Raw genomic sequence first — 21679 nt, forward strand, 5'->3', positions numbered from 1 at the left:
AATTATAATGAAGAAGCCTATGGGAGGGTCTACAAAATGAAAGTAAATTTTAAACAAATGGTAACGCTAGCGTGTGTTGTATGTTTATCCACTGCTGTGGTAGCCTGTTCATCCGATAAAGGTTCTACGACGACATCTTCAGCAGCACCCGCAGCGAGTTCAGTTGCAAGTACAAAGCCTGCTACGCCTGAGAAAATTACGATGTTCGTATCCAATAACGCGCAGCAAATTCCTTCTGGTAAATCGATGGATCTAGCTACGGTGAAATATTTGGCACAAAAAACAAACACAGATCTAGATATTACCTTTTTACCTCACGAAAATTACGATGATCAGCTTAAGCTGAAGTTCGCTTCCGGCGATATCCCGAATGTTCATATGGTATATGGCATTGAAAAATCGGATATTGTCACCAATGGTTTAGCCATGGATTTGAAGTCGTATATCGATAAATTTGGTCCGAATTTGAAGAAAAATATCCCGCAATCTGCTTGGGACGCTGTGACTATAAATGGTAAAATTATGGCAATTCCACAGCCTGCGGCAGGGAATGCGCCAGCTGAACGTTTGATTTACGTGCGGAAGGATTGGATGGACAAATTGGGCATCAAGGAGCCGAAAACGTCCGCAGAGTTCCTGGATATGCTGCGCGCTTTCCGTGATAAAGATCCGAATGGTAACGGCAAGAAGGATGAAATTCCGTTCTCCTCGCGTGAGAAGTTCGAGTGGGCGGATAATATTTTCGGGATGTACGGCGTTAACATCGATTCCAACACACTTTACAATAATGAGGTTATGCCGGGCTTCGTCAGCCCGAATATGAAAAAAGCGTTGGGCATGCTCAACACGATGTATAAAGAGAAGCTGATTGACACGGAATTCCTGACGAATACTCGGGCGATTTGGGATCAAAAAATTAAATCCGACCTTGTTGGTTCATGGGACCACGTCGTATTAGGCGTTTGGGATTCATGGCAGAAAGAATTAAATAAATTATTAGCTGATAAAAAACCTAACGTAATCGGCATTCCGACGCCAAAAGGGGAAGGCTATGACGGTAAAGTAGGACGTGTTGAGAAACCGGTACTCAAAACTTACGTTGTTCATAAAGATACGAAAAATCCAGAAGCGATCGTTAAATATTTTGATTGGCTTGCCTCCGATGAAGGTCAAATGTTCTCAGAGCTAGGCATTGAAGGGCAATCTTACACCAAAGAAGGCAGCACAATTAAGTATTTGGCAGATAAAGATCCAGATTTCAAGTGGCGTACGGCTGTATTCCAAATACATGGCTTTAATGCACAAGCTCAGAAGCTAGTTATTAACAACGATGAAGCGTATAACAAGCTTCTTCAAACGATTGATACGTCCCGCAAAGAAGGTGTTCCAGATCCAACAGCTGGTATGCCACCTATTGATGCCTTAACGAAGCATGCCGAATTGCAATACAAAGGTTCCTTCCAGGAAGCAGCAGCTAAAATCATTCTTGGCGAGAAACCGCTGGATTACTTCGATGAATTCGTAGCCAATTGGAAGAAACAAGGTGGAGACAAAGCGATTAAGGAATTGACTGACTGGTATAACGCAAACCGTAAGAAATAAGGAAGTCGCATGACTCACGCCCATCTGAAGCAAGCTTTACACTCGCTCAGGTGGGCAAACTTTTACATGTGTGCATTTGAATGTAGGAAGGAAGAGATGGATGATGATGAGAATGGGTAAAATGGGAAGACTACTCTCTCTCCTGTTAATCGGCGCGATGCTGGTTGTACCGTTCCAACCAAAGATTTCCCTAGCACAGGCGCTGACGGAAGAGGAACTGGGGCAACTGCCTGGGAGTGAAGTTCTTATTTCTGATATTAAAAAGCAGGGAGCGGCACTGAATCCTGAGGCTCCGGCTTACGGAACTGTTGCAAACGCTACCGTTGATGGGCAAGCTTTTACAGAAGCATTGCATTTTACGACGAATGTGCAGCCAGCCAGTACCTATCTTTTACAATATGTACTCCCGATTGAAGCGAGCATCGAGAAAGATGATATTATGTTGGCAACGTTCTACGCAAGGACACTGAGATCTACGGTTGAAACGGCTGAAGGTACAGTGGCATTGGTCATGGAGAAAAGAGGGAATTTCGAAAAGTCGATTACAGAGACGTTAACGGTTCCTTCACAGTGGAAGAAATTCCTTGTGCCGATTAAAGCTGCTTTGTTAATGGAAGCGAACACACCACAGATTGCCTTCCGTCTTGGCTTTAAACCACAAGAGATAGAAATCGCCAATCTTAAAGTCGTGAATTATAAGAAAGCGGTTACATTGGAAAGCTTGCCTAGTACTCCTGTCATTTACGAGGGGATGGAAGAGGACGCGCCATGGCGTGCAGAAGCGAATCAGCGTATTGAACAGATCCGTAAAGGGGATTTGCAAGTTGAAGTTAAGGATGCTGATGGCCATCCCATTCAGGGCGCAGATGTCCATGTGAAGATGACCAAGCATGATTTCAAGTTTGGTACAGCAGTGAATAGTACGATGATTAATGGTACGGATGCGAATGCAGAAACGTATCGAACCAAGCTCAAAGAAAATTTCAATTCTGTCGTCATGGAAAATGAGATGAAGTGGCAATGGTGGGAACAGGATCGAAGCCGAACGGTAAATCTTTACAATTGGTTAGGCGCTAATCATTTTGATATTCGTGGACATGCCTTGCTATGGGATGGGTCGACTCGATTACCGACAGATGTTCCAGGTTTGGTAAGCAATAAGACAGCGCTTGAGAAGCGTATCCAAGATCATTTTCATGAACTGGCCGGTTTCTTCAGAGGGAGGTTGTATAACTGGGATGTGCTGAATGAGCCTGTTCTGAACAGCATGATCCGCAGTACGTACGCAGACCAAGGGGCATTAATGGCGAATTGGTTCAAAATGGCCAAAGAAGCTGATCCTGCGGCTAAGTTATATGTCAACGAGACGCAAATTCTTGGCGTAGATGCGCCGGTGATCCAAAATTTCTCGAATATTTTGCAATCGATGAAAGATAATGGCGCACCTATAGATGGTGTAGGGATCCAGGCACATTTCGGCAGTACGCCGGTGAGTCCGATGGCTTTTTATAATCAACTTACTCATTTCACGCAGTATGCACCTGAAATTGCGATCACTGAATTTGATGTAAACTCACCTAAAGAAGATATCCAAGGGAAATTTACACGGGATATCCTGCTGGCTTCGTTTAGCCATCCCAATGTGAAATCGTTTACCATGTGGGGATTTTGGGATGGTGCTCACTGGCAGAATAATGCTCCACTATTCCGCAGCAACTGGACGTTGAAACCGTCAGGCGAACAATGGCGGAATCTGATCTACGGAACATGGTGGACGGATGTAACGGGCACAACGAATACAGATGGTCAGTATCAAACGCGTGGATTTTATGGGGACTATGACATCACGGTAACGCGGAATGGTACGAGTCAGACAGTGAAAACTTCTTTACATCAAGGGGAAGAGAATAAAGTGTCTGTTGTCTGGGGGACACCGTCGCAAGGTGCTGCAGCACCAAGCTTTGTACCCTTATCACTTCCAGCGCAGGATGCCGAAATTACCGCGCCGGTGTGGCCATATGGAAGCTCATTCGGTGTTTCAGAGGCATCACCGACTTCGGTGACGTTCAACTGGCCTGCCGCACACGATAATCAACATGTGGAAAGTTATTTGATCTATAAGGATGGCAGCCTACTGACACAAACAACAGCGAATGTGACGAGCTATGACGTTACGGGATTAACGCCAGGTCAATCCTATGCGCTGCATGTTGAAGCAGTGGACCAAGCGGGTATTCGTTCGCTTCCGAGCCCAGATATTCAGGCGATTACAAGCTCGGGTTCGGACCAGACACGTCCAGGTTGGACGAAAGGCTCATTCCTTACTGTTGCTGATTTGAGCCAAACAGGAGCTACACTTTCTTGGCCGTCCGGCGTGGATAATGATGGAGCAGCTGGCTACCGGATTTATGTGAACGGGCAAATCGCGGGTGATACCGTTAACCTAAGTTACTCGTTAACTGGTTTAACCGAGAATAATCAGTATTCCGTTCGCGTTGAGGCCAAAGATGGCGAGGGGAATTTATCCGCTGGAGGCCCAATTGTCACTTTCAGGACACTTGGTGTGGAAGACACAACACCTCCTGCTTGGGCCTCTTCTTCTCTGCTCAATGCGAGTGAAACGACTGCGAACAGTGTGAAGCTAATCTGGAGCGCTGCACAGGATGCGCGCGGAGTCACTGCGTATCGCGTGTTTCAAGGAAATCAGGAGCTGGTGACATTGCCTGCTTCCACGAGAGATTTCGTTGTGAACGGATTATCGCCAAACGCAAGCAATACCTTTAAGGTTGAAGCGGGGGATGGCAGCAATAATTGGTCACAGACAGGGCCTGTACGCACGATAAAGACAATCGTAGGTGTGGATGAGACTGCTCCGCAATGGCCGGCTGCTAGAATGCTGACCTATAGTGCAGTGAGCGATCGGTCGGTCACCGTAAATTGGACGCCTGCTCAGGATAACATCGGTGTTTCAGGTTATCGCGTGTATCAAAACAATTCGGTTATTGCCAATGTAGATGGGAATGTGCAGAACTATGTGGCAACAGATTTAGCTGCTGGCCAGCCCTATACGTTCCGTGTCGAAGCTCGTGATGCAACCGGAAATTGGACCGCCAATGGACCATCCGTTACGGTAACAACCATTGCGGGTGTCGTTAGAACACAGCAAGTGTTGTACCCAAGTGATGATGCTTTCATTCAGGCACCGGCAACACTTGGAGGAGCGGGAACGACGAATAATATCGCTTATCTTAGATACAAGAATGCGGCAGGTGTCACTCCGAGTGATACTAACAAAAACACGGGAAATAACAGACGAGCTTATCTGAAATTCCCTTTAACAACGGTTACGGGAAATGTGTACGATGCCTCTCTTAATCTTTATGTTTTTGCCGTACAAACGGCAAATATGGATATTAATATGGATCTCTATCAGACGGGTGATAACTGGTTAGAGTCAGGGTCGACGTCAGTGAACTGGCTGAACAAACCTAACGATGGTTCCAAAATAGCCTCTACCATTGTAAGAAATGCTGGCTATTGGAAGAAATTCACGGTCATAGATCAGGTGATAACGGAAGTAAATGGAGACCGAACGATCTCCTTTAAGCTTCAGGACGATGCCTGGCTAGACCAGAATGTCGATATTCATTCCAAAGAAGCTACGGGAGCTAATGCAGCATTTAAACCATACTTATCTGTCGGTACAGAACAATTACCAGCTGATACCACAGCACCTGCTTGGACTAATGCCACGCTAAATGCGTCACATGTACAACCGCAGGCAGCAACCCTAACTTGGTCCAGTGCACAGGATCAAAGAGGAATAAATGGCTATACGGTCTATCAGAATGGTACGGTGATTGCGACAGTCGCTTCTGATGTCTACAGTTATAACATAACTGGCTTGAGTCCTTCGACAGCTTATACGTTCAAAGTCGAGGCTCGGGATGCGGGGCTGATATCGTCTACCGGACCGACGGCTAGTGTAACAACTCCTGCAGCTGATTCCGTTGCGCCAATGTGGTCACCAAATGCTTCTTTATCAACACAAGATTTGTCTCGCTTCGGCGTTACCTTGCAGTGGCCAGCGGCTGTAGATCAATATGATGTGACAGCCTACGATATTTATAATGGAAATACGGTTATGGCTTCTGTATATGGTGATGTCCTTTCCTATCACGTAACGGGACTTACTGCTGGAACGAATTATGATTTCCACATAAAGGCTCGAGATGCAGCGGGTAATCTAGCCGCCGGTCTTACTTTGAATGTGACAACACTCGCACCGGATACAACCAAGCCTATCTGGAGTGGGGGAAGCCAATTAACAGCACCGGTGGTCACCTCATCTGGCTTCGCATTACATTGGTCAACTGCCGCAGACGAAACGGGTGGTATTCATCACTACCGCATTGAAAAGAATGGTTCGGTAGTTGCTGAGGTTGCCAAGGATGTAAGAAGCTACTATGTGAATGGATTGAATGAGGATACGCTATATCCGCTCGCAGTTGTCGCTGTGGATGAAGCGGGTAATCGCTCGGAACCTCTTGAACTCTCAGTAAATACGTTGAAGCAGGACTCGATCACACCACAATGGACGACAGGGTCCCGCCTCACGTCCACACGTGAGGAAGATCGAGAAACCCTGCAATGGGATGCGGCTGAAGACAATATAGGGATTAAACAGTATGCCCTATACAGGGACGGTGTTGAAGTCGCTCAAGTAGATGGAAGCGCGACAACATATACCATCATGGGAACTCCGGGCGCAGCAGCAGTTTATAAAGTAGAAGCTCAGGATTTCGTGGGTAATGCGACTGTTTTTGGCCCGAGCACGAATGATCCAGAAATCCCTGTACCAAGTGATACAACGGCGCCTGGATGGCCAGCTGGAAGTACTTTAAACCAAGGTGCCGTAACAATCACATCCGTGCAGCTGTCATGGAGCGAAGCGGTTGACCGTATGGGCGTAACCCAATATAAACTACTGATGAATGGAAACGTCGTTGCAACAACGGCAAACACTTCATGGCAGGTAACTGGATTAACAGCAGCCACAGTTTATGATTTCGAAGTTGAAGCCGCAGATGAGGCGAACAACTGGTCTAGCGATGGACCGAGCTTGCAAGTCAAAACGTTAGCTGTTTCTTCCCCAGTAGTATCGACAGAGACGCAACCAGCGCCTCCTAAACCAACTATTACTGTCAACAATGGGGAAACGGTGATTACATTCCCAGCAACAAGCCTAACGACTCAAGATGGGAAAGTAACAGCAGCTGTTGATAAAGCGACACTGGAAGAAGCCTTTAAGAAGGCTGAAGGGCAAGTGGGGGGAACTAGTCAAAAAGTAACCCTGCATGTACCGCAAGTTACAGGTGCGAATGCCTATGCACTTGAACTCCCGACCGAGTATCTGACACAGAAAGCTTCAACTCACGGTCTAGAGATTTCGACGGAACTTGGCACGGTTGTCCTACCTAACAATCTGTTTGCCAATAACGCAGAAGCAGCCCAGCATGCGAGCATGACGATCAACATTTCGTTAGATAAGCTCCCTGCACAAACAGATCTTAAGGGCAAAACAGGGGTCGTCGTGGATCTGCAGTTCACAGCATCCGGACAACCGCTGAAATTCGAGAATAAGGACGCTGCAGTATCAGTCAGTATTCCATATGTACTATCGGCAGAAGAGAAAGCTCATCCTGAACTGCTAAATGTCTGGTATGTGAATGCACAGGGCAAAGCTCAACTAGTACCGACAGGTTACTACGATCCTTCTACTGGCATCATACAATTCAGCACGAACCATTTCAGTCTGTACGCTGTTTCCTACAGCAAGCCTGCATTCGAGGATTTAACCTCCACGCCGTGGGCGCAAAAATCCATTGAAACGCTTGCTGCTAAAGGCATTATTCAAGGGGTTAGTGCTCAAGCGTTCAACCCGACGGCTACCATCACCCGAGCAGATTTCACGAAATTGCTGGTCGAAACCTTTGGTTTACAAGCGACGGGCGAGACGCATTTCGAGGACGTTCAGAAGGGTGCGTATTATGAGCGAGCCGTTGGCATCGCGAATAAACTGGGTATCGTCAATGGCTTAGACGATCGTCACTTTAACCCGCAGGATGCGATCAAGCGCCAAGACATGTTTGTGATGATTACGAGAGCTTTGGCTCAAGTGAATAAGTCATTACCAACCGCGAATAACACAAGCAAATTTATGGATGGAGCCGACATCGCTACTTATGCGGTAGATGCCATTCATGCTCTCGTTCAAAAAGGCTTCATAGAAGGTAACGCCGGCAAAGTGAATCCTTTGGGCAATACAACCAGAGCCGAAACTTCCGTTATGTTGTACAGATTATTCCAATTTTTATTTCAATAAATTGCAAGTCTCCAACCGTGCCTATCCGTAGGCGCGGTTTTTGTCGTATTTTTTTTAAAAAAAGTACGATCCCTGCAGTGAATCCAACGCTTACCTCATTGCTCAAGAGCGAAATTGGGCATATTATTTAAATATTAGACTTTTGGCGCATCATCGCTGTTCACAGGAGGAAGATCAACTTGTTCACCTATATGGTCAAGAGCTTGAAGCGTTCTCTGAAATGGAGGCTTATCTCCATCATTGTGACGATTTTGATTTTTACCGTGTCAACGATTGGTATCTCCAGCTATATCCAGACGAAGAACTCTGTTCGAAAGGATATCGATCATCTTAGTATGCAAGTACTGAAACAGGCGAACATGAACTTAAACCGGTATTACTCGGAGTACGAGTTAGCCTTCCTTATGCTAAGCAACAGCCTTGAAGTTCGGGATTGGATGCGTGTTTCATCACCTACCGTTTCTTCTGAGCTCATTCGAACGTACGAGAGAATCAAAGACAATTATTTAAATCGCTTATTTTTGCAATATCCGGAGGTACTATCAGTCTCTTTATATAATCCGAGCGGGTTTGAGCAGCATTTCGTCAATACGTATGCCCTTCCCTTAAAATACACGATCAAAAATGAACCCTATTTTGCCCAAAGCGGCAATTATGAGAAGGTTAAATTTATTACTGGCATTTCCGAAAATTATATCGATGCGACCAATCAGAAAATGAAGATCCCTGTCCTGACCCTTTTTAAGCAGCTGAGCAACGGTTACCTCAAAATCGATATTTCACTGAAACCATCTCAGAGTGTCATGTCTCAAATTAATATTGCGAACTCGGGCGTTGCCCTCGTCATGGACCAAGCGGGTACGATTATTCATCATTCCCATTCCGAAGAGGTTATGGGGCATATGGATGACCATATTGTGCAAGCTGTGAAGGATCAACAGGAGGGGTCTGTTTTCGATAAGTCGGGGAAAGAACTGATTATTTTCCAAACTATTCAGATGACGGGCTGGAAGATTGTTGCGATCCTACCTTATCAGGAAATAGCCAAAAGCATTAATTATACGCGAAATGTAACGATTATCATTGCGATTTCGGCTTTAATTATTTCGGTTTTGCTCACGTATTTTGCAGCCTCTTCCATCACAAGACGAATTCTGGGCTTGCGTAAAATGATGAAAGCGATGCAGCTAACGAGCTCCTTCCATTTGCGGGCTGAGGTGGAGGGAATTGATGAGGTTGCAGATTTAAGCATCTCCTTTAATAACCTGCTCGGGCATTTGGAGCAATCGATCCATGATCACGCGGAGACGCGGGTTCTTCAGCATCGCGCTGTGATATCCGCACTTCAGTCGCAAATTAACTCGCATTTTTTATATAACACGCTCGAAACGATCAATTCCATGGCTGTCATTTCCAAGCAAGCGCATATTGGCCATGTAGCCGTCAATCTTTCTAATATGTTGAGATACACGTCTGATTTCAAAAATGTGCAAGTCATTCTCAAAGAAGAGCTCAAGCATTTGGAAAATTATTTGACCATCATGAAAGTCAGATTCAAAGATGAAGTGACTTATAGCATCGAGGTACCTGAGGAGCTTTTACAGGCAGTATGTACGAAGGCTCTCTTGCAGCCACTGGTAGAAAATAGCATTAAACATGGCAGGGAAACGACGGGGGAATCCGTACATATTCATGTATGCGGGGAAGTTGTGGAAGGAGACAAGCTTCTCCTGACGGTCGCGGATAATGGACCTGGCTTCACAGCGGAAACGCTTGTCAGATTAACGCAGGAGCAAGCAGATTCACATGCGCATCAGTATCGGTACAATCAAGTCGGGCTTTCGAATCTGATCTACCGTTTGCATATGTTTTATTCGGGGGAAGCTAAGATCACCTTCTTTAATGATCCCGTTTCTGGTGGAGCGGTTGTTGAAGTCTTTTTACCATTGCAAGCTAATCTTGATAAATAGAAGGGGGACCGCAAACAGATGAATAGACTTATGATCGTAGACGATGAGGATTTAATTCGGGAGAGTCTAGCTATCCAAGTATCTGAAATGGATGGGATCACGGTATCGGCGACCCTCCCCAATGGCAGGAAGGCCTTGGATTGGCTCAAGGATCATTTTGCTGATATTTGCATGACAGATGTTCGGATGCCCCTGGTTGACGGCCTGCAATTAATGAAAGAGATCAATCAGCTCTATCCTTGGATGATCTGTATTGTGATTTCAAGCTATGATGATTTTCATTATGCCAAAAAGAGTATTGAACTGGGCGCCGTCGATTATGTGTTGAAGCCTATGGATAGCGTCCTTCTTCAGGAGGCCGTGCAAAAAGCTTGCAACAGAATTCGCAGCACTCGCCGCAATGAAGCGAATCAGCTGCTGCTGCACAAGCTGCCCGTGTATAAGCCGATGCTGGATCGCTGGCTGGAGATGGTATTGTCCGTTTATTTACACGGGCAGCCGCTGCTGATCGTAGATACACTTGCGATGCTGGAATCGTGGGTCGAAGGACGTTATGAAATTTTGAATGAGCTGACTATGGCTTGGACCTCACTTGTGATCGAAGAGCTGAAGAAGCAGGACATCCATGTAAACTATGAGGAAGGTGAAGACTTAGAGCTCGGCGAGCAAAGCTTGAAGCACTCAGAGGTGCGGCAGTATTTCCGTTTGTGCGCGGTGAGGCGGCTGGAACAGGCAGCGAATATCCTTATGGATCGCGCGCGAAAGGCGAAGAACCTGCAGAAGGAGAGCGTTGTCGACCAAGTCAAAAGATATATCGAGGTACATTACGCCGAAAGCTGGGGTCTACAGGAGCTGGCGGACCACGTTGCGATGAGCCGTTCGTATTTAGCGAAGCTTTTTAAAGAGCAGGCTGGGATGACGATCTGGACGTATTGCGTCAACGTTAGAATGCGTAAAGCAAGGGATTTACTGCTCACTTCCTCTTTGAAGAGCTATGAAATTGCCCTGCAGGTTGGCTATGAAAACAGTATTCACTTCTCGCGGATTTTCAAACAGTATCATGGCTTGAACCCAATGGAATATAAGGATCGGTTTGGAGGTAATTAAGGCACTCTTGCAGGCAATTTCGTCGCATTGGTGCAGTAAATAACCTTTTTACCTCAGTGTTTTGTAAGCGATTTCAGTCTATCTTAAAGGGAGGTCAGAACTGGCCAATTTGAGAAAAAGAGGTGCATGCAGGATGATTTCACGAAGAAAGAAGGTTTATGGTGTAATTGGGTTGGCAATTTCTATGTTGGTGAGCGTGGCTCCCCCAGCATTAGCAGCAAGTACGGTGACTCTGTATAAGGACACGACGTATCAGACGATTTGGGGATTCGGTGCCGCTGCTAATCATCCGGTGAATGAGTTGAAAACGAATTACAATGCAACCACACAAGGAGAAATTCTGGATAAACTGTTCCGAACAGATGCCTCAAATGCGGGGTTATCGATCGTCAGGATGGAGATCAATCCGTATACGGCTGCGCAGGATGCTGTGCAAACGACGTTCATGCCTTCGTCTGGTGTCGTGGATTGGAATACGGACCTGCATCAACGATGGTTCGCTCAAGAGGCGGAGAATCGTGGGATGGACCAGTTCTATGCGGTGCCTTGGAGTCCTCCTGGCTGGATGAAGACGAATGGTTCACCCAATAATGGTGGTCATTTGAGCACCTCGCAATACGACAATTTCGCTAATTACATGAAAACGTATGTGGATCATTATCGGAATGTGTTCGGATTTAATATTAAATGGGTTAGTGTGCAAAATGAACCGGATTTATCTACGCCTTATGCGTCGGCGCAATATACGACTAGCGAATTGGATCAAGTATCGGCGAAGGTGGCCGATGCTGTTCACAGCTTGAATCAAGGCGTGTTGGTGGGTGCGCCAGAAGGCTCCAACCGTACAGCCTCTAACAACTACATGGTCAATTTCAGTACAACGACCAGAGATAAACTGGATTTTGTCTCGGTGCATGATTACAGCACGTATACGGATGTGAATCACTTCGGAAAGCCGCTGATCGCTACGGAGGTTAGTGATTTCCAGAATCCGAATGATCCTTCTATCACCGATGGGTTGAAGTGGGCCAATATGATCGCTGCTGATTTGAAGCGTGGCGAGCGAGGTTGGCTCTATTGGTGGGCGGTGAATCCGGCTTCCTCTACGACAGGGGAAGGGCTTATCAACTTAGGCGCAAATAATACGTACACGGTGAATAAAAGGCTCTACGTGATGGGGCAATTCAGCCGTTACCTACGGCCGGACGATACCCGCATTCTTGCATCTTCGAGCGACAGCAACCTCGTTGCCATCGGGGGCAAGAATGGCACGGGCCGAGCATCCGTCGTTATTATTAACAACAGTTCGTCGGCCATCACGACGACGATTAGCGGCCTGACGATGGCCAATGTGTCAGCTAGACGCACAAGCGCCACCGAGGATCTGTTTAAATTAGCGGACGTTGCGGTGACTGGCGGTGCAATCACCGTTACGTTACCAGGTAAGTCTGTGACGAGCTATGTGGAGTATTAAGCGAACGCAGTAGTTTAATCTTTGCTAGATTTGGGCATCCTTTTACTAGATTGAAAGAATCTAGTGAAAAGGTGGAGTGGTTCGATGTCAACGATACTAATGCCGGTCATTCCTAGCAAAATTGCCGAATCCATTGAAAGCCTGCGGGGCGAAGGATGGACGGAGGACGATTTTTTTAACTTTCCGCGATATGACGAAGAGTGTACGGAGGCGCGTATTTTGTATCACTTTTTTCGGAACAACCGTGTCACCTTTGCGGCGGCGATCATTAATAGTTACAGCGTTCAGGAGATGGGGCAGTTGGGGGATTAGCACATTTATAGGAGGAAAATGGAAATTTCGGAGCGATGCGACTGGATATACTTCCGAACCGCATGTCCAATGTCATATTACATGACGTAATTTACTGTTCGATTACAATAAATAGCGTAAACAACCAATTGTGTCATTATAGTTGACATGCAGAAAATCAGCCGTTATAATTCAATTAACCGCACGACGATGTGCAACTAATATTCGAGGCAATGGCGCCTATCCTACCACAGGATAGGCGTTTTCTGTCTTTTTGAAAGGGTGAATACGATGATGAAACGCTTGGAGAACCTTGTTTTGTTTATCCAATGTCTGCCTGTCGCTTTGAGATGGTACTAATCGTTTCATGTTAGGTTTCGCCCCATACTAGCCCAAATTGTTATAACCTACCCTCTAGACGCGGTCGCTCATTTTCGGGTGACCGCGATAGAGGTTTTTTTATTTTTATCTAACTTTCATACTTTGGGCAAACTTTCATGATACGATATTGGCAAAGTGTACTTGATGCACGATAAGGATGGAAGGGAAGTCACGGAATGTCAGACGAACAATTAGCTGTATTAGATGTTCATATTGAACAGGCCGGTTACGATGAGGTGCCGGATATGATTAAGGGGATTCATTTTACGGTGAGGCAAGGCGAACTCGTGGGACTGTTAGGTCCGAACGGCGCCGGCAAAAGTACGACCATCAAGAGCATCCTCGGTTTACTGAAGGATTTTAAAGGCAAAATCTCCTTCATGGGTCAAAGCAAAAGCTACGCGTATATTCCCGAGCACCCTATTCTGTATGATGAGCTGACATTGTGGGAGCACATGGAATTCGCAGCTTCGGTGTATGAACTGGATCGAACGGTATTCCTCGAGCGAGCAGACGATCTCTTGCATCGGTTTCGATTGCTGGATGAGAAGCATCAATTGCCTGGGAAATTTTCCAAAGGCATGCAGCAGAAGATTATGCTCATTCTTGGCTTTTTGAATAAACCGGATGTGTACATCGTGGACGAGCCCTTTATTGGGCTAGATCCGAAGGCGATTAAGGATTTCTTAGGGATGCTGGAAGAGGAGCGAAAGCGGGGGGCAGGCATTCTCATGAGTACCCACGTGTTAGATACAGCGGAACGGATTTGCAGTTCATTTGTGCTGCTGTCGGGTGGTAGATTGGTAGCGAATGGCACACTGCAAGACATCCAGCAACAATGTGACATGCCGGATGCTACTTTATTCGACTGTTTCCATTCGTTATTATGAGAGGGGTGACAGCGGTTTGAATAGCAGCTTTCAGCTTTTTACACGCAGAGTACGTTCAGATATAAAATTCCAGTATCGTGCCTTACGTATGGCCGTAGATTGGGTCATTGCGATTTATTTCGTTATTCCCCTGCTGATCGTGGCGGGCTATCACTATTATGCGTGGTATATGACGCCGCCTGCTTGGTTAAGCGGAATCTCGGTACATACTGTGGCAACACTTTTCTACATTTTCACATGGATGGGCACGCTGCGTTACTTTGTTGAAGAGGGCGATCAGCTCTTTCTCCGGCAAAATGAAGGCTGGTTCCGACACCTCATGCAGCTCGGCTATCGCTATTCGGTCGTGTTGCAGGGCATCACTTCGTTGCTAGGTGCGCTTCTTTTTCTGCCATTATTAGTGCCCGTTTATTCGTATAGCATCACGCAGGTCGTATGCTTCTGGTTACTAACCTATGTGGTTAAGCTGAATGTAGGCATAGTTCGCCAGCTGCTTGCACTCCGATTCCAGAGGTTCATACTTTGGTTGCTGCGAATTGTAGTTTTTGCAGGCGGATTCTTCCTATTCCAACTGTTAGTTACGGAGATCACGGATCGAACCTTCTATAGTTGGATTGCAATCTTGTTACTGCTTGTTACATTCATACTCCTAAGCCGGACGCGGCTGCGTGAAAAAGGCACCTTCTTCGCGGATATCGCGAGAGAGCGAGATGCACGGATGCGTATCGTCTCTTTGATGTTAATTCGTGTGATGGAGCGCAAAAGAAAGCCGACACGCAGATACCCGCTTTTATTCAGCAGATCCCAGCGATTGCTCAAAGGCAAAGGAGCCGGCAATGGGATTGCTGAGCTGTTGGTGAAGTCATATTTCCGGAATGGTCTGCAATGGCGACAATCGATTCAGTTCGTTGTTGTCATCAGCGTTGCTATGTTTGTTTTACCGGGGGCGATTAAAATTCTCGTCTGGATCCTTGCGGCAGTCCTGTTAGTCTTCTGGCGCAAATCATTCTGCAAAGATGAGCTGACGACCCCGTTCCTGTCCCTATTCCCGATCCAAGATACGATGAAACACCAAGCGCTTCAGACAGCTATTCCCATCTTAGTTCTGCCAGCGATCATTGTCATTAGCCTAGTTGCGGGCATCTCGATGTTCACCTGGTGGGGACCGATCATGATGATTGGAGCAGCCATTCCGTTGGCGTATGGAAGTTCATCGGTGTTTACAAGCTGGTACTGAGTAGAGCGAGTGTAGCACATAAATAAGGTTAGCCAAAGTATGTTGGCTAGCCTCTTTCTCATTTTCATAGCGGTGTCTGCGAGTGTGATGTGTGTGGTAGTATAGCCGAATAGAACGCTACGTTTAGGTGGATGCTACCCAATAAATCCCTTTAAAATGGTAACGAAAGAGAGGCCGGATTCCGTTGGATCTTCTACTGCCCTTATTAATTGTAGCGGTCGTAATTGTGGTAGCAACGCTCCTCCATAAGCGCTATCCCCAAATCCCACTGCCCTTTTATTTAATAGGACTCGGTGCTGTGGTTTCGTGGCTCCCCTTCCTTCCGACAGACTTCGAATTTGAACCAGAGGCTTTCATGGTTTGCCTAATCGCGCCTATTCTTTTTGGAGACGGACGGGTGATATCGCGCAAAGAATTGTGGGAATACCGCAAGCCCATTCTCCTCATGGCGATAGGGCTTGTTGTCTTTACCGTAGTTGGCATCGGCTATTTTATCCACTATCTCATCCCATCCATGCCGCTTCCGGTCGCTTTTGCTTTGGCTGCGGCGATGTCTCCCACGGATGCGGTTGCTGTTAAATCCATGACACGGGGGCGAACATTCCCCACAGGCTTAATGACTATTTTGGAGGGAGAGTCACTGTTGAACGATGCGGCTGGACTTGTCTCCTTTCAAGTAGCGCTGGGTGTCGTGATGACAGGCGTATTCTCTGTAAGGTCCGCTGCTTTGGTGTTTTTACTTGTAGCTCTAGGTGGCTGTATCGTTGGTCTTGTACTGGGTGCCGTCTTGGTGAATTTCAGGCTTTTTTTACGGAGGAGAGGCTTGGAAGAAGTACATTCGCTTGTCACGATTCAGCTGATGACGCCATTTGTGATCTATCTTGCCGCAGAGAAACTCCATGTTTCCGGCATTTTGGCCGTCGTTGTCGCGGGTATCGTGCATGGATTAGAGCGCGAACGGTTGCAGCAAACCACAACCAAACTGCATATCATATCGACGAATACGTGGTCGATGTTAAGTTTTATCCTGAATGGACTCGTATTTGCGTTGCTCGGTTTATTGCTCCCAGAAGTGATAACAGGTTTGCTGCATAGCGGTGAAGCTTCGTTCTTCAAGGCACTTGGTTTGGCACTTGTGATATACACGGCGCTTTGTGCGGCTCGGTATTTATGGGTATATTTCTTACATAACGACTTCCTGCCTGCCAACCCAAAGGACCCTAGCACATCAACGAATACCAACCGAAAGAGCTATGCGCTCGCAGCTAGTTTGTGTGGCGTTCACGGCACGATCACCTTGGCAACAGCTTTATCCATTCCCTTCGAATTGTCCGATGGAACGCCATTCCCATTGCGGAACACAATATTGTTTATTTCGGCCAGCGTTATCTTGATCAGTATGTTTGCTGCGACGGTGGCCATGCCTTTCCTAGGTAAGTCAGTTGTAGCAGAAGCCGATCAGGCAGCATTGTCGTTAAAAGAAGCGAGCATTCATCTGGCTAAGAAGACGATTCATGCACTCAAAACAGAGATGGATGCGACTAACTTCGATGCTGCCCTCGCAGTTGTACAACAATTGGAGGAGCAGATTCGGATTGATTGCTATGGTTCAGTCAAACTATCTGGATCTCATATTCGTGAGCTGCAGCAAATTGGGAGAGAAGCGGAAGCCGCGAGACTGTGTGAGCTTATTGAACAGGGCGTGATTTCTCCTCAGCTGCAGACGGTTTTTGCACTGCTCCATCAACCGCATTCTGAATCTTTTTTTCTTGCGAGGCTCCAATACCTCTGGGTTAGATTCAAATTGAACCTGCTTAATCGTAAGATCAAGCAGCACCGTAAAGAAGGAATTCCCGAGAAATTCAGATCTGTTTCGGAGATGTTTGAAGAACTCCAAACGATTGAAAAACAATTGCAGCAGTCAGCAGTTAGAGCAATTCATAAGCAAAAATCAAATGAGCATAAGCTCGAATCTCTGCTTGTCATTCAGCATTATTCGCGGATGTTGAATCGCGAGAAATATAACGAAAACGAGCACGCTGAAGCGGACTTCCTAGATCAGCTGAGGCTTGTGCAATTGCGAAGTGTACAAATTAAAAGAGATGGGATTCAGGAGTTGGAAGAAACAGAGCAAATCTCAACAGGAACCGTGCATGAATTACTGCAAGCGATTAATTATGAAGAAATGCTAATTTTGGATAATGGGAAGGAGTAAATGGACTGGATGGGTTAAAAAAAGGCTGAGTGGTTGATGTGAGGGAAGGCGCTATCCAATATAATTTAGATGTTGGGTATCAAAATCACTCAAATGGAGGTTTGATTATGAATTTGACGATTTATTTTACGATATTTTCAGTTATATTAGTGTTCGCACTAATTTCAACGTTTATGATTGGTATTTCTCACAAGAACAGAGAAGGGGACGCAACCTATTTTCAGCAGACAGGGTTGAAATGGGGACGGTTAACGGCCTTCTACGTAATTGCCATTGCTGCGGGCTTATTAGCTTTACTTGCGTATATCCGTACTCTGAATTAATGTTGTACACATACAGAAAACCGTTGAGTTTCCTCGATTTGAGAGAACTTAACGGTTTATTTTTTTTCTCCAACTATTCGTAATAACATTACATATCTAGCTGTTTCGGCGAACAACCTCAGCAAATGTATGGATCCCACTCTCAATCATGTGATCGTCAACACGGCTATAGGTAAATCTCATGAAACGATCACTGGTACCTAGCGTGCTTCCTGGGGCATATACGATACCATGGCTGACACATTCTTTAAATACTTGTTGTTCATTCCATTCTCCGTTCATCTTACACCAGAGATGAATTCCCCCGCTAGGTATCTCAAACTGGATACTGTCCTTACATGTCGTGTGAAAAGTCTGGATGGCTATATCTCGCTTTCGCTCTAACCCGCTTCGCAAATGTTGAAGGTGAGTTTCAAAACCTTCGGAGGAAAGCAATTGCGCCGCGATCCATTGCGGATAGTTAGGATGGCCAAAATCAATTTGCTGCTTGGCATCAGTCAATCGCTGAATGACAGACCCTGGGCCGACTATCCAACCGATTCGAAGTCCTGAGGATACGATTTTGGACAATGAACTGACATAAAGAACGGTACCGTCCTCATCCATGGATTTTAACGAGTTGACGGGCGTGTTGTCATATCCTGTTACACTATAGGGATCGTCTTCAACAATGGGGATGCCATATTGGGTCGAAATTTCCAACACCCTTTTACGCTTTTCATAAGACATCGTTGTCCCGGTTGGATTCTGGAAGATGGGATTTAGGAAGACCATTTTAATTCTATGTTTTTTATACAAAGATACAATCTGCTCAGGGTCTATCCCATCTTGTCCAACTGGAAGCAGGAATGTCTTAATGCCGGCAGATTTAAAAAAAGGCAGGGAATAGGCATAGGATGGATTTTCAATTGCAACCGAATCTCCGCGCCCAAGAAGACATTGGATAATTAAATGCAATGCTTGTTGGGCTCCGGAGGTAATTAAGATTGACGAAGCATTCGTATTCACGTTTCGATGGGTCATGAGATGAGAAGCGATAGATTCCCGTAATCTCAAATTGCCTTGCAAATGTTCATACCCCAAAAAGTCGTACATTTCCGTTGATTTGTAAACATCTTGCATCAATCCGATCGGTAGCAGATCCGAACTTAACTCGCCAATAGCAAAGTTAATGCACTGTTCATCGGATTGAATGATTTTGTGAATTTGTTGATTCAAGGGATTATTTAATTGGAATTCTCCGCTTTTCACATATTCTTTCCAGTTGGGGAGGCGTTTGAAGGTATCTCCATGTTTATTTTCCATACTGACAACAGTGCCTATGCCCTTGACTCTTCTTACGAGCCCAACCGCATCTAGTTCATCATAGGAAGAAATAATGGTACTTCGATTAACTTGAAGCTCTGCAGCCAAATGGCGCTCAGAAGGCAAGGTACTGCCAGATGGAAATTCACCATTCATAATACGTGATTCCATATAATTTGAAATTTGTTTATACACGGGTATGTCAATCGATTTATTTGGTTTCCAACTCATTACGTACCTCCATCACTGCTGTTAAATGTCATATTAACTCACCTATTTTTATGAATCAATATTTTTAATACTAGCAAGATACTTATGGCCAAAAGTGACAATGAGATGAATGGGCACAAATTGGATGGCCGAAACTTTAATGTCCCTTTATCTGTTTGTTAACAGCTATGGAACAGCACAACTTTTTCATGTAACAAAATGGAAGAGGTTGATTGTGCCTGTAGCAGCGTCGATTTTTTTACTATCACTCATTGATTCGTTCCATTTTACATCCCAGCCGAGGGCATCTATCTCATGATGGAAATGTGGCTTGTCTTATGTATTTTAGTGTAAATTTATATGTTGTTTACTGCATGTATATCTAAGGAAAATTGAACTATTATTGATTTATTAATAAACAAAATAGTGCAAAGATACTGGAGGGGTACATGTGTTACATCCATTCATGGGAATCAAGGATTGGGATCGTATTGGAATATCAGTGGAAGAGTCGGCAAAAACATTACAACGAATTGCCTATGTAGATCGTCAATTAATGCGGATCGAGGCCGGTCATATGGCGGCTAGACCTGAATATGAAATAAAAGGAGCGCTTGCTCGCTTAAGCTCGCAGGATGCGGAGCACCACGATCAAATTCGCACTCGGATTAAGCAACTCCGCATGAGCACTGTGGCGTTCGACAAATGCCCAGATGCGTGTCTGAATGAACTTATGCAAACGGTGCTGAATTCACCGACGACATTGTGTTTGTTGACGGCACTTTTTGAAGTTGTGAAGCCAGCACAAATCGATGCTATTCATGCCTACAGGGGCAAAGCTCAGCCTCTAGTTGACGATCCTACGCTTCAAATAATGAAGCATCAACTCATCGATCGCGAGGAGCAAATGGACTGGAGCCGCGAGGCGCTTCAGCATCTGCTGCTTATCTCATCAGATAAGGAAAAGGATCAAGCCTATCACTGGAGAGTCTATGTGGAACAGCTGCTTGCAGCGGCTGGCGGTATAACTGGCTGGGAAGAAAGGGTACTTGTGGATCCATCAGTTCGGATAACAACGGAGCCCTTTGCAATGCCGCAGTCGAGTACACGGGATAGTCGGTTTAAGCCGCAGGTTGTGAAAATGCAAGGGTTTGCAATTCCGGACAACGATGAAGGACGATTTATGCAAATGATGCTAGCTCGTTATTTCGAGATGTCCCCAGCGGAAGGTGTTGCATATGTTCATTTCACAACAGAGGGCAAGCCATGGCATTTCTACCGCGATACCGCTAGGCATATGTGGGATGAAGTCCGTCACAGCTGGTTCGGTGAGGCGGCACTTCGCGCGAAAGGGTACGATGTGTATCAATACCCTAACTGGACGGGGTGGTACGATATGACGGCACAGTTATTCGAGGGCACCGAAGCGTATTCGCATTTGACGATTGCCATTGAGAAAGCCGCGATGAAATATCCGCCTGGCAAACGTGAGGAGTGGGAGTTTTGCCGAGATATTGCGAAGGATCCGCTTATGACGACGTTTCAAGATTTTGATTGGGCAGATGAAGTTGTACATGCAGGTTTCGGACAGCGTTGGATGATTGAAGATGTCCATGGCGGCGATGCGCGTGCGGCTCAAGAAGAGGCAGAGAGAACGATGAAGAAACGTGCCGTGTACATGCAGGAACATGGTGATCTTAATAAAAACAAACCGGCGGGGAGCCTAGGAGGATACTAACGCTAATGGTGGCCAAATTCGATAATACTCGAATCAATGATGGCTCTCATCGCCCTCCACGACTCGAAATTCATCAATCCATGTGGGCGATGATGAGGCTGGGGGAAGATGGAACGGAGCTTCCACTGGAGGAGAAGTTTGAGCGAATCGCGAGGGCTGGCTTCACAGGGATTCTAGGGAGAGTACCTGAAGCGGACAATAGGGACGTGTGGAAAAGTTTACTGCGTGAGTATGGGCTGAGCTTTGGTACGCATTGCTTCCCGTTTAGTGCGAGTGACTTATCGACTCATATGCAGAAGGCAGATGAGATCGATATGTTGTATGTGAACGCGCAGGTGGCCGACTCCTTTGTGGCCGTATTTCTTCAGGTGAGCAAATTCAAGTCGATGTTGGCTATTCGGACGCTACGCTGGGGCGTTTTGAGAAATGGTGGACCCAAGCGATGCGATATTGGTTGCAGGGTGCTAAGCCCGGCGATGTGCTGCCTTTCGTCTGCGAGTTAGGACCTACGCCTATGCGATTACGAGGCAGGATGGTAAAGAGCTCTCTAG

13 protein-coding genes are annotated in these 21679 nt (G+C 46.0%); 12 read left to right on the top strand and 1 reads right to left on the bottom strand.

Annotation, left to right across the window (positions count from 1 at the left end; genetic code table 11):
- Window positions 1-36 precede the first annotated feature (36 nt).
- The 10 genes from AC58P7_RS26855 to AC58P7_RS26900 all read left to right on the top strand — a co-directional run bounded on the left by AC58P7_RS26855 (window position 37) and on the right by AC58P7_RS26900 (window position 17875).
- A complete protein-coding gene (locus AC58P7_RS26855; RefSeq protein ID WP_497348476.1) occupies window positions 37-1602 on the top strand; it encodes an extracellular solute-binding protein in 1566 nt (521 codons plus the stop codon).
- A gap of 100 nt (window positions 1603-1702) precedes the next feature.
- Entirely contained in the window at window positions 1703-7987 is a 6285-nt protein-coding gene (locus AC58P7_RS26860; protein WP_497348478.1) for a fibronectin type III domain-containing protein, read from the top strand.
- A gap of 179 nt (window positions 7988-8166) precedes the next feature.
- Complete coding sequence (locus AC58P7_RS26865; RefSeq protein ID WP_497348480.1) at window positions 8167-9957, top strand: cache domain-containing sensor histidine kinase; 1791 nt, start codon at window positions 8167-8169, stop codon at window positions 9955-9957.
- A gap of 18 nt (window positions 9958-9975) precedes the next feature.
- Entirely contained in the window at window positions 9976-11064 is a 1089-nt protein-coding gene (locus tag AC58P7_RS26870; protein WP_497348482.1) for a response regulator transcription factor, read from the top strand.
- A 133-nt stretch (window positions 11065-11197) separates the two neighbouring features.
- Complete coding sequence (locus tag AC58P7_RS26875; protein ID WP_497348484.1) at window positions 11198-12538, top strand: glycoside hydrolase; 1341 nt, start codon at window positions 11198-11200, stop codon at window positions 12536-12538.
- A gap of 84 nt (window positions 12539-12622) precedes the next feature.
- A complete protein-coding gene (locus AC58P7_RS26880) occupies window positions 12623-12850 on the top strand; it encodes a hypothetical protein (protein WP_497348486.1) in 228 nt (75 codons plus the stop codon).
- 536 nt (window positions 12851-13386) lie between these two features.
- Entirely contained in the window at window positions 13387-14100 is a 714-nt protein-coding gene (locus AC58P7_RS26885; protein WP_497348488.1) for an ABC transporter ATP-binding protein, read from the top strand.
- A 16-nt stretch (window positions 14101-14116) separates the two neighbouring features.
- Window positions 14117-15337, top strand: a complete 1221-nt coding sequence (locus tag AC58P7_RS26890) for an ABC transporter permease (protein WP_497348490.1) — start codon at window positions 14117-14119, stop codon at window positions 15335-15337.
- A 184-nt stretch (window positions 15338-15521) separates the two neighbouring features.
- Window positions 15522-17552 carry a Na+/H+ antiporter gene (locus AC58P7_RS26895; RefSeq protein WP_497348492.1) on the top strand — a complete coding sequence of 677 codons (2031 nt, stop codon included), beginning with the start codon at window positions 15522-15524 and terminating at the stop codon, window positions 17550-17552.
- A 107-nt stretch (window positions 17553-17659) separates the two neighbouring features.
- Window positions 17660-17875 (top strand): hypothetical protein, encoded by a 216-nt coding sequence (locus AC58P7_RS26900; RefSeq protein ID WP_497348494.1) that lies wholly within the window; start codon window positions 17660-17662, stop codon window positions 17873-17875.
- Between the two features lie 96 nt (window positions 17876-17971).
- Here the strand turns inward: AC58P7_RS26900 and pdxR are convergent, their stop codons facing one another.
- The gene (gene pdxR / locus AC58P7_RS26905) at window positions 17972-19411 is read right to left on the bottom strand and encodes a MocR-like pyridoxine biosynthesis transcription factor PdxR (RefSeq protein WP_497348496.1); all 1440 of its coding nucleotides are present in this window, start codon (window positions 19409-19411) and stop codon (window positions 17972-17974) included.
- A gap of 430 nt (window positions 19412-19841) precedes the next feature.
- On the opposite strand from pdxR, the gene AC58P7_RS26910 reads away from it, so the two are divergent.
- Both AC58P7_RS26910 and AC58P7_RS26915 read left to right on the top strand, forming a co-directional pair.
- Entirely contained in the window at window positions 19842-21128 is a 1287-nt protein-coding gene (locus AC58P7_RS26910; protein WP_497348498.1) for a hypothetical protein, read from the top strand.
- Window positions 21129-21133: 5 nt separating this feature from the next.
- Entirely contained in the window at window positions 21134-21631 is a 498-nt protein-coding gene (locus AC58P7_RS26915) for a hypothetical protein (protein WP_497348500.1), read from the top strand.
- Window positions 21632-21679: the final 48 nt, after the last annotated feature.

It is taken from the genome of Paenibacillus sp. J22FR5 (assembly GCF_059691975.1).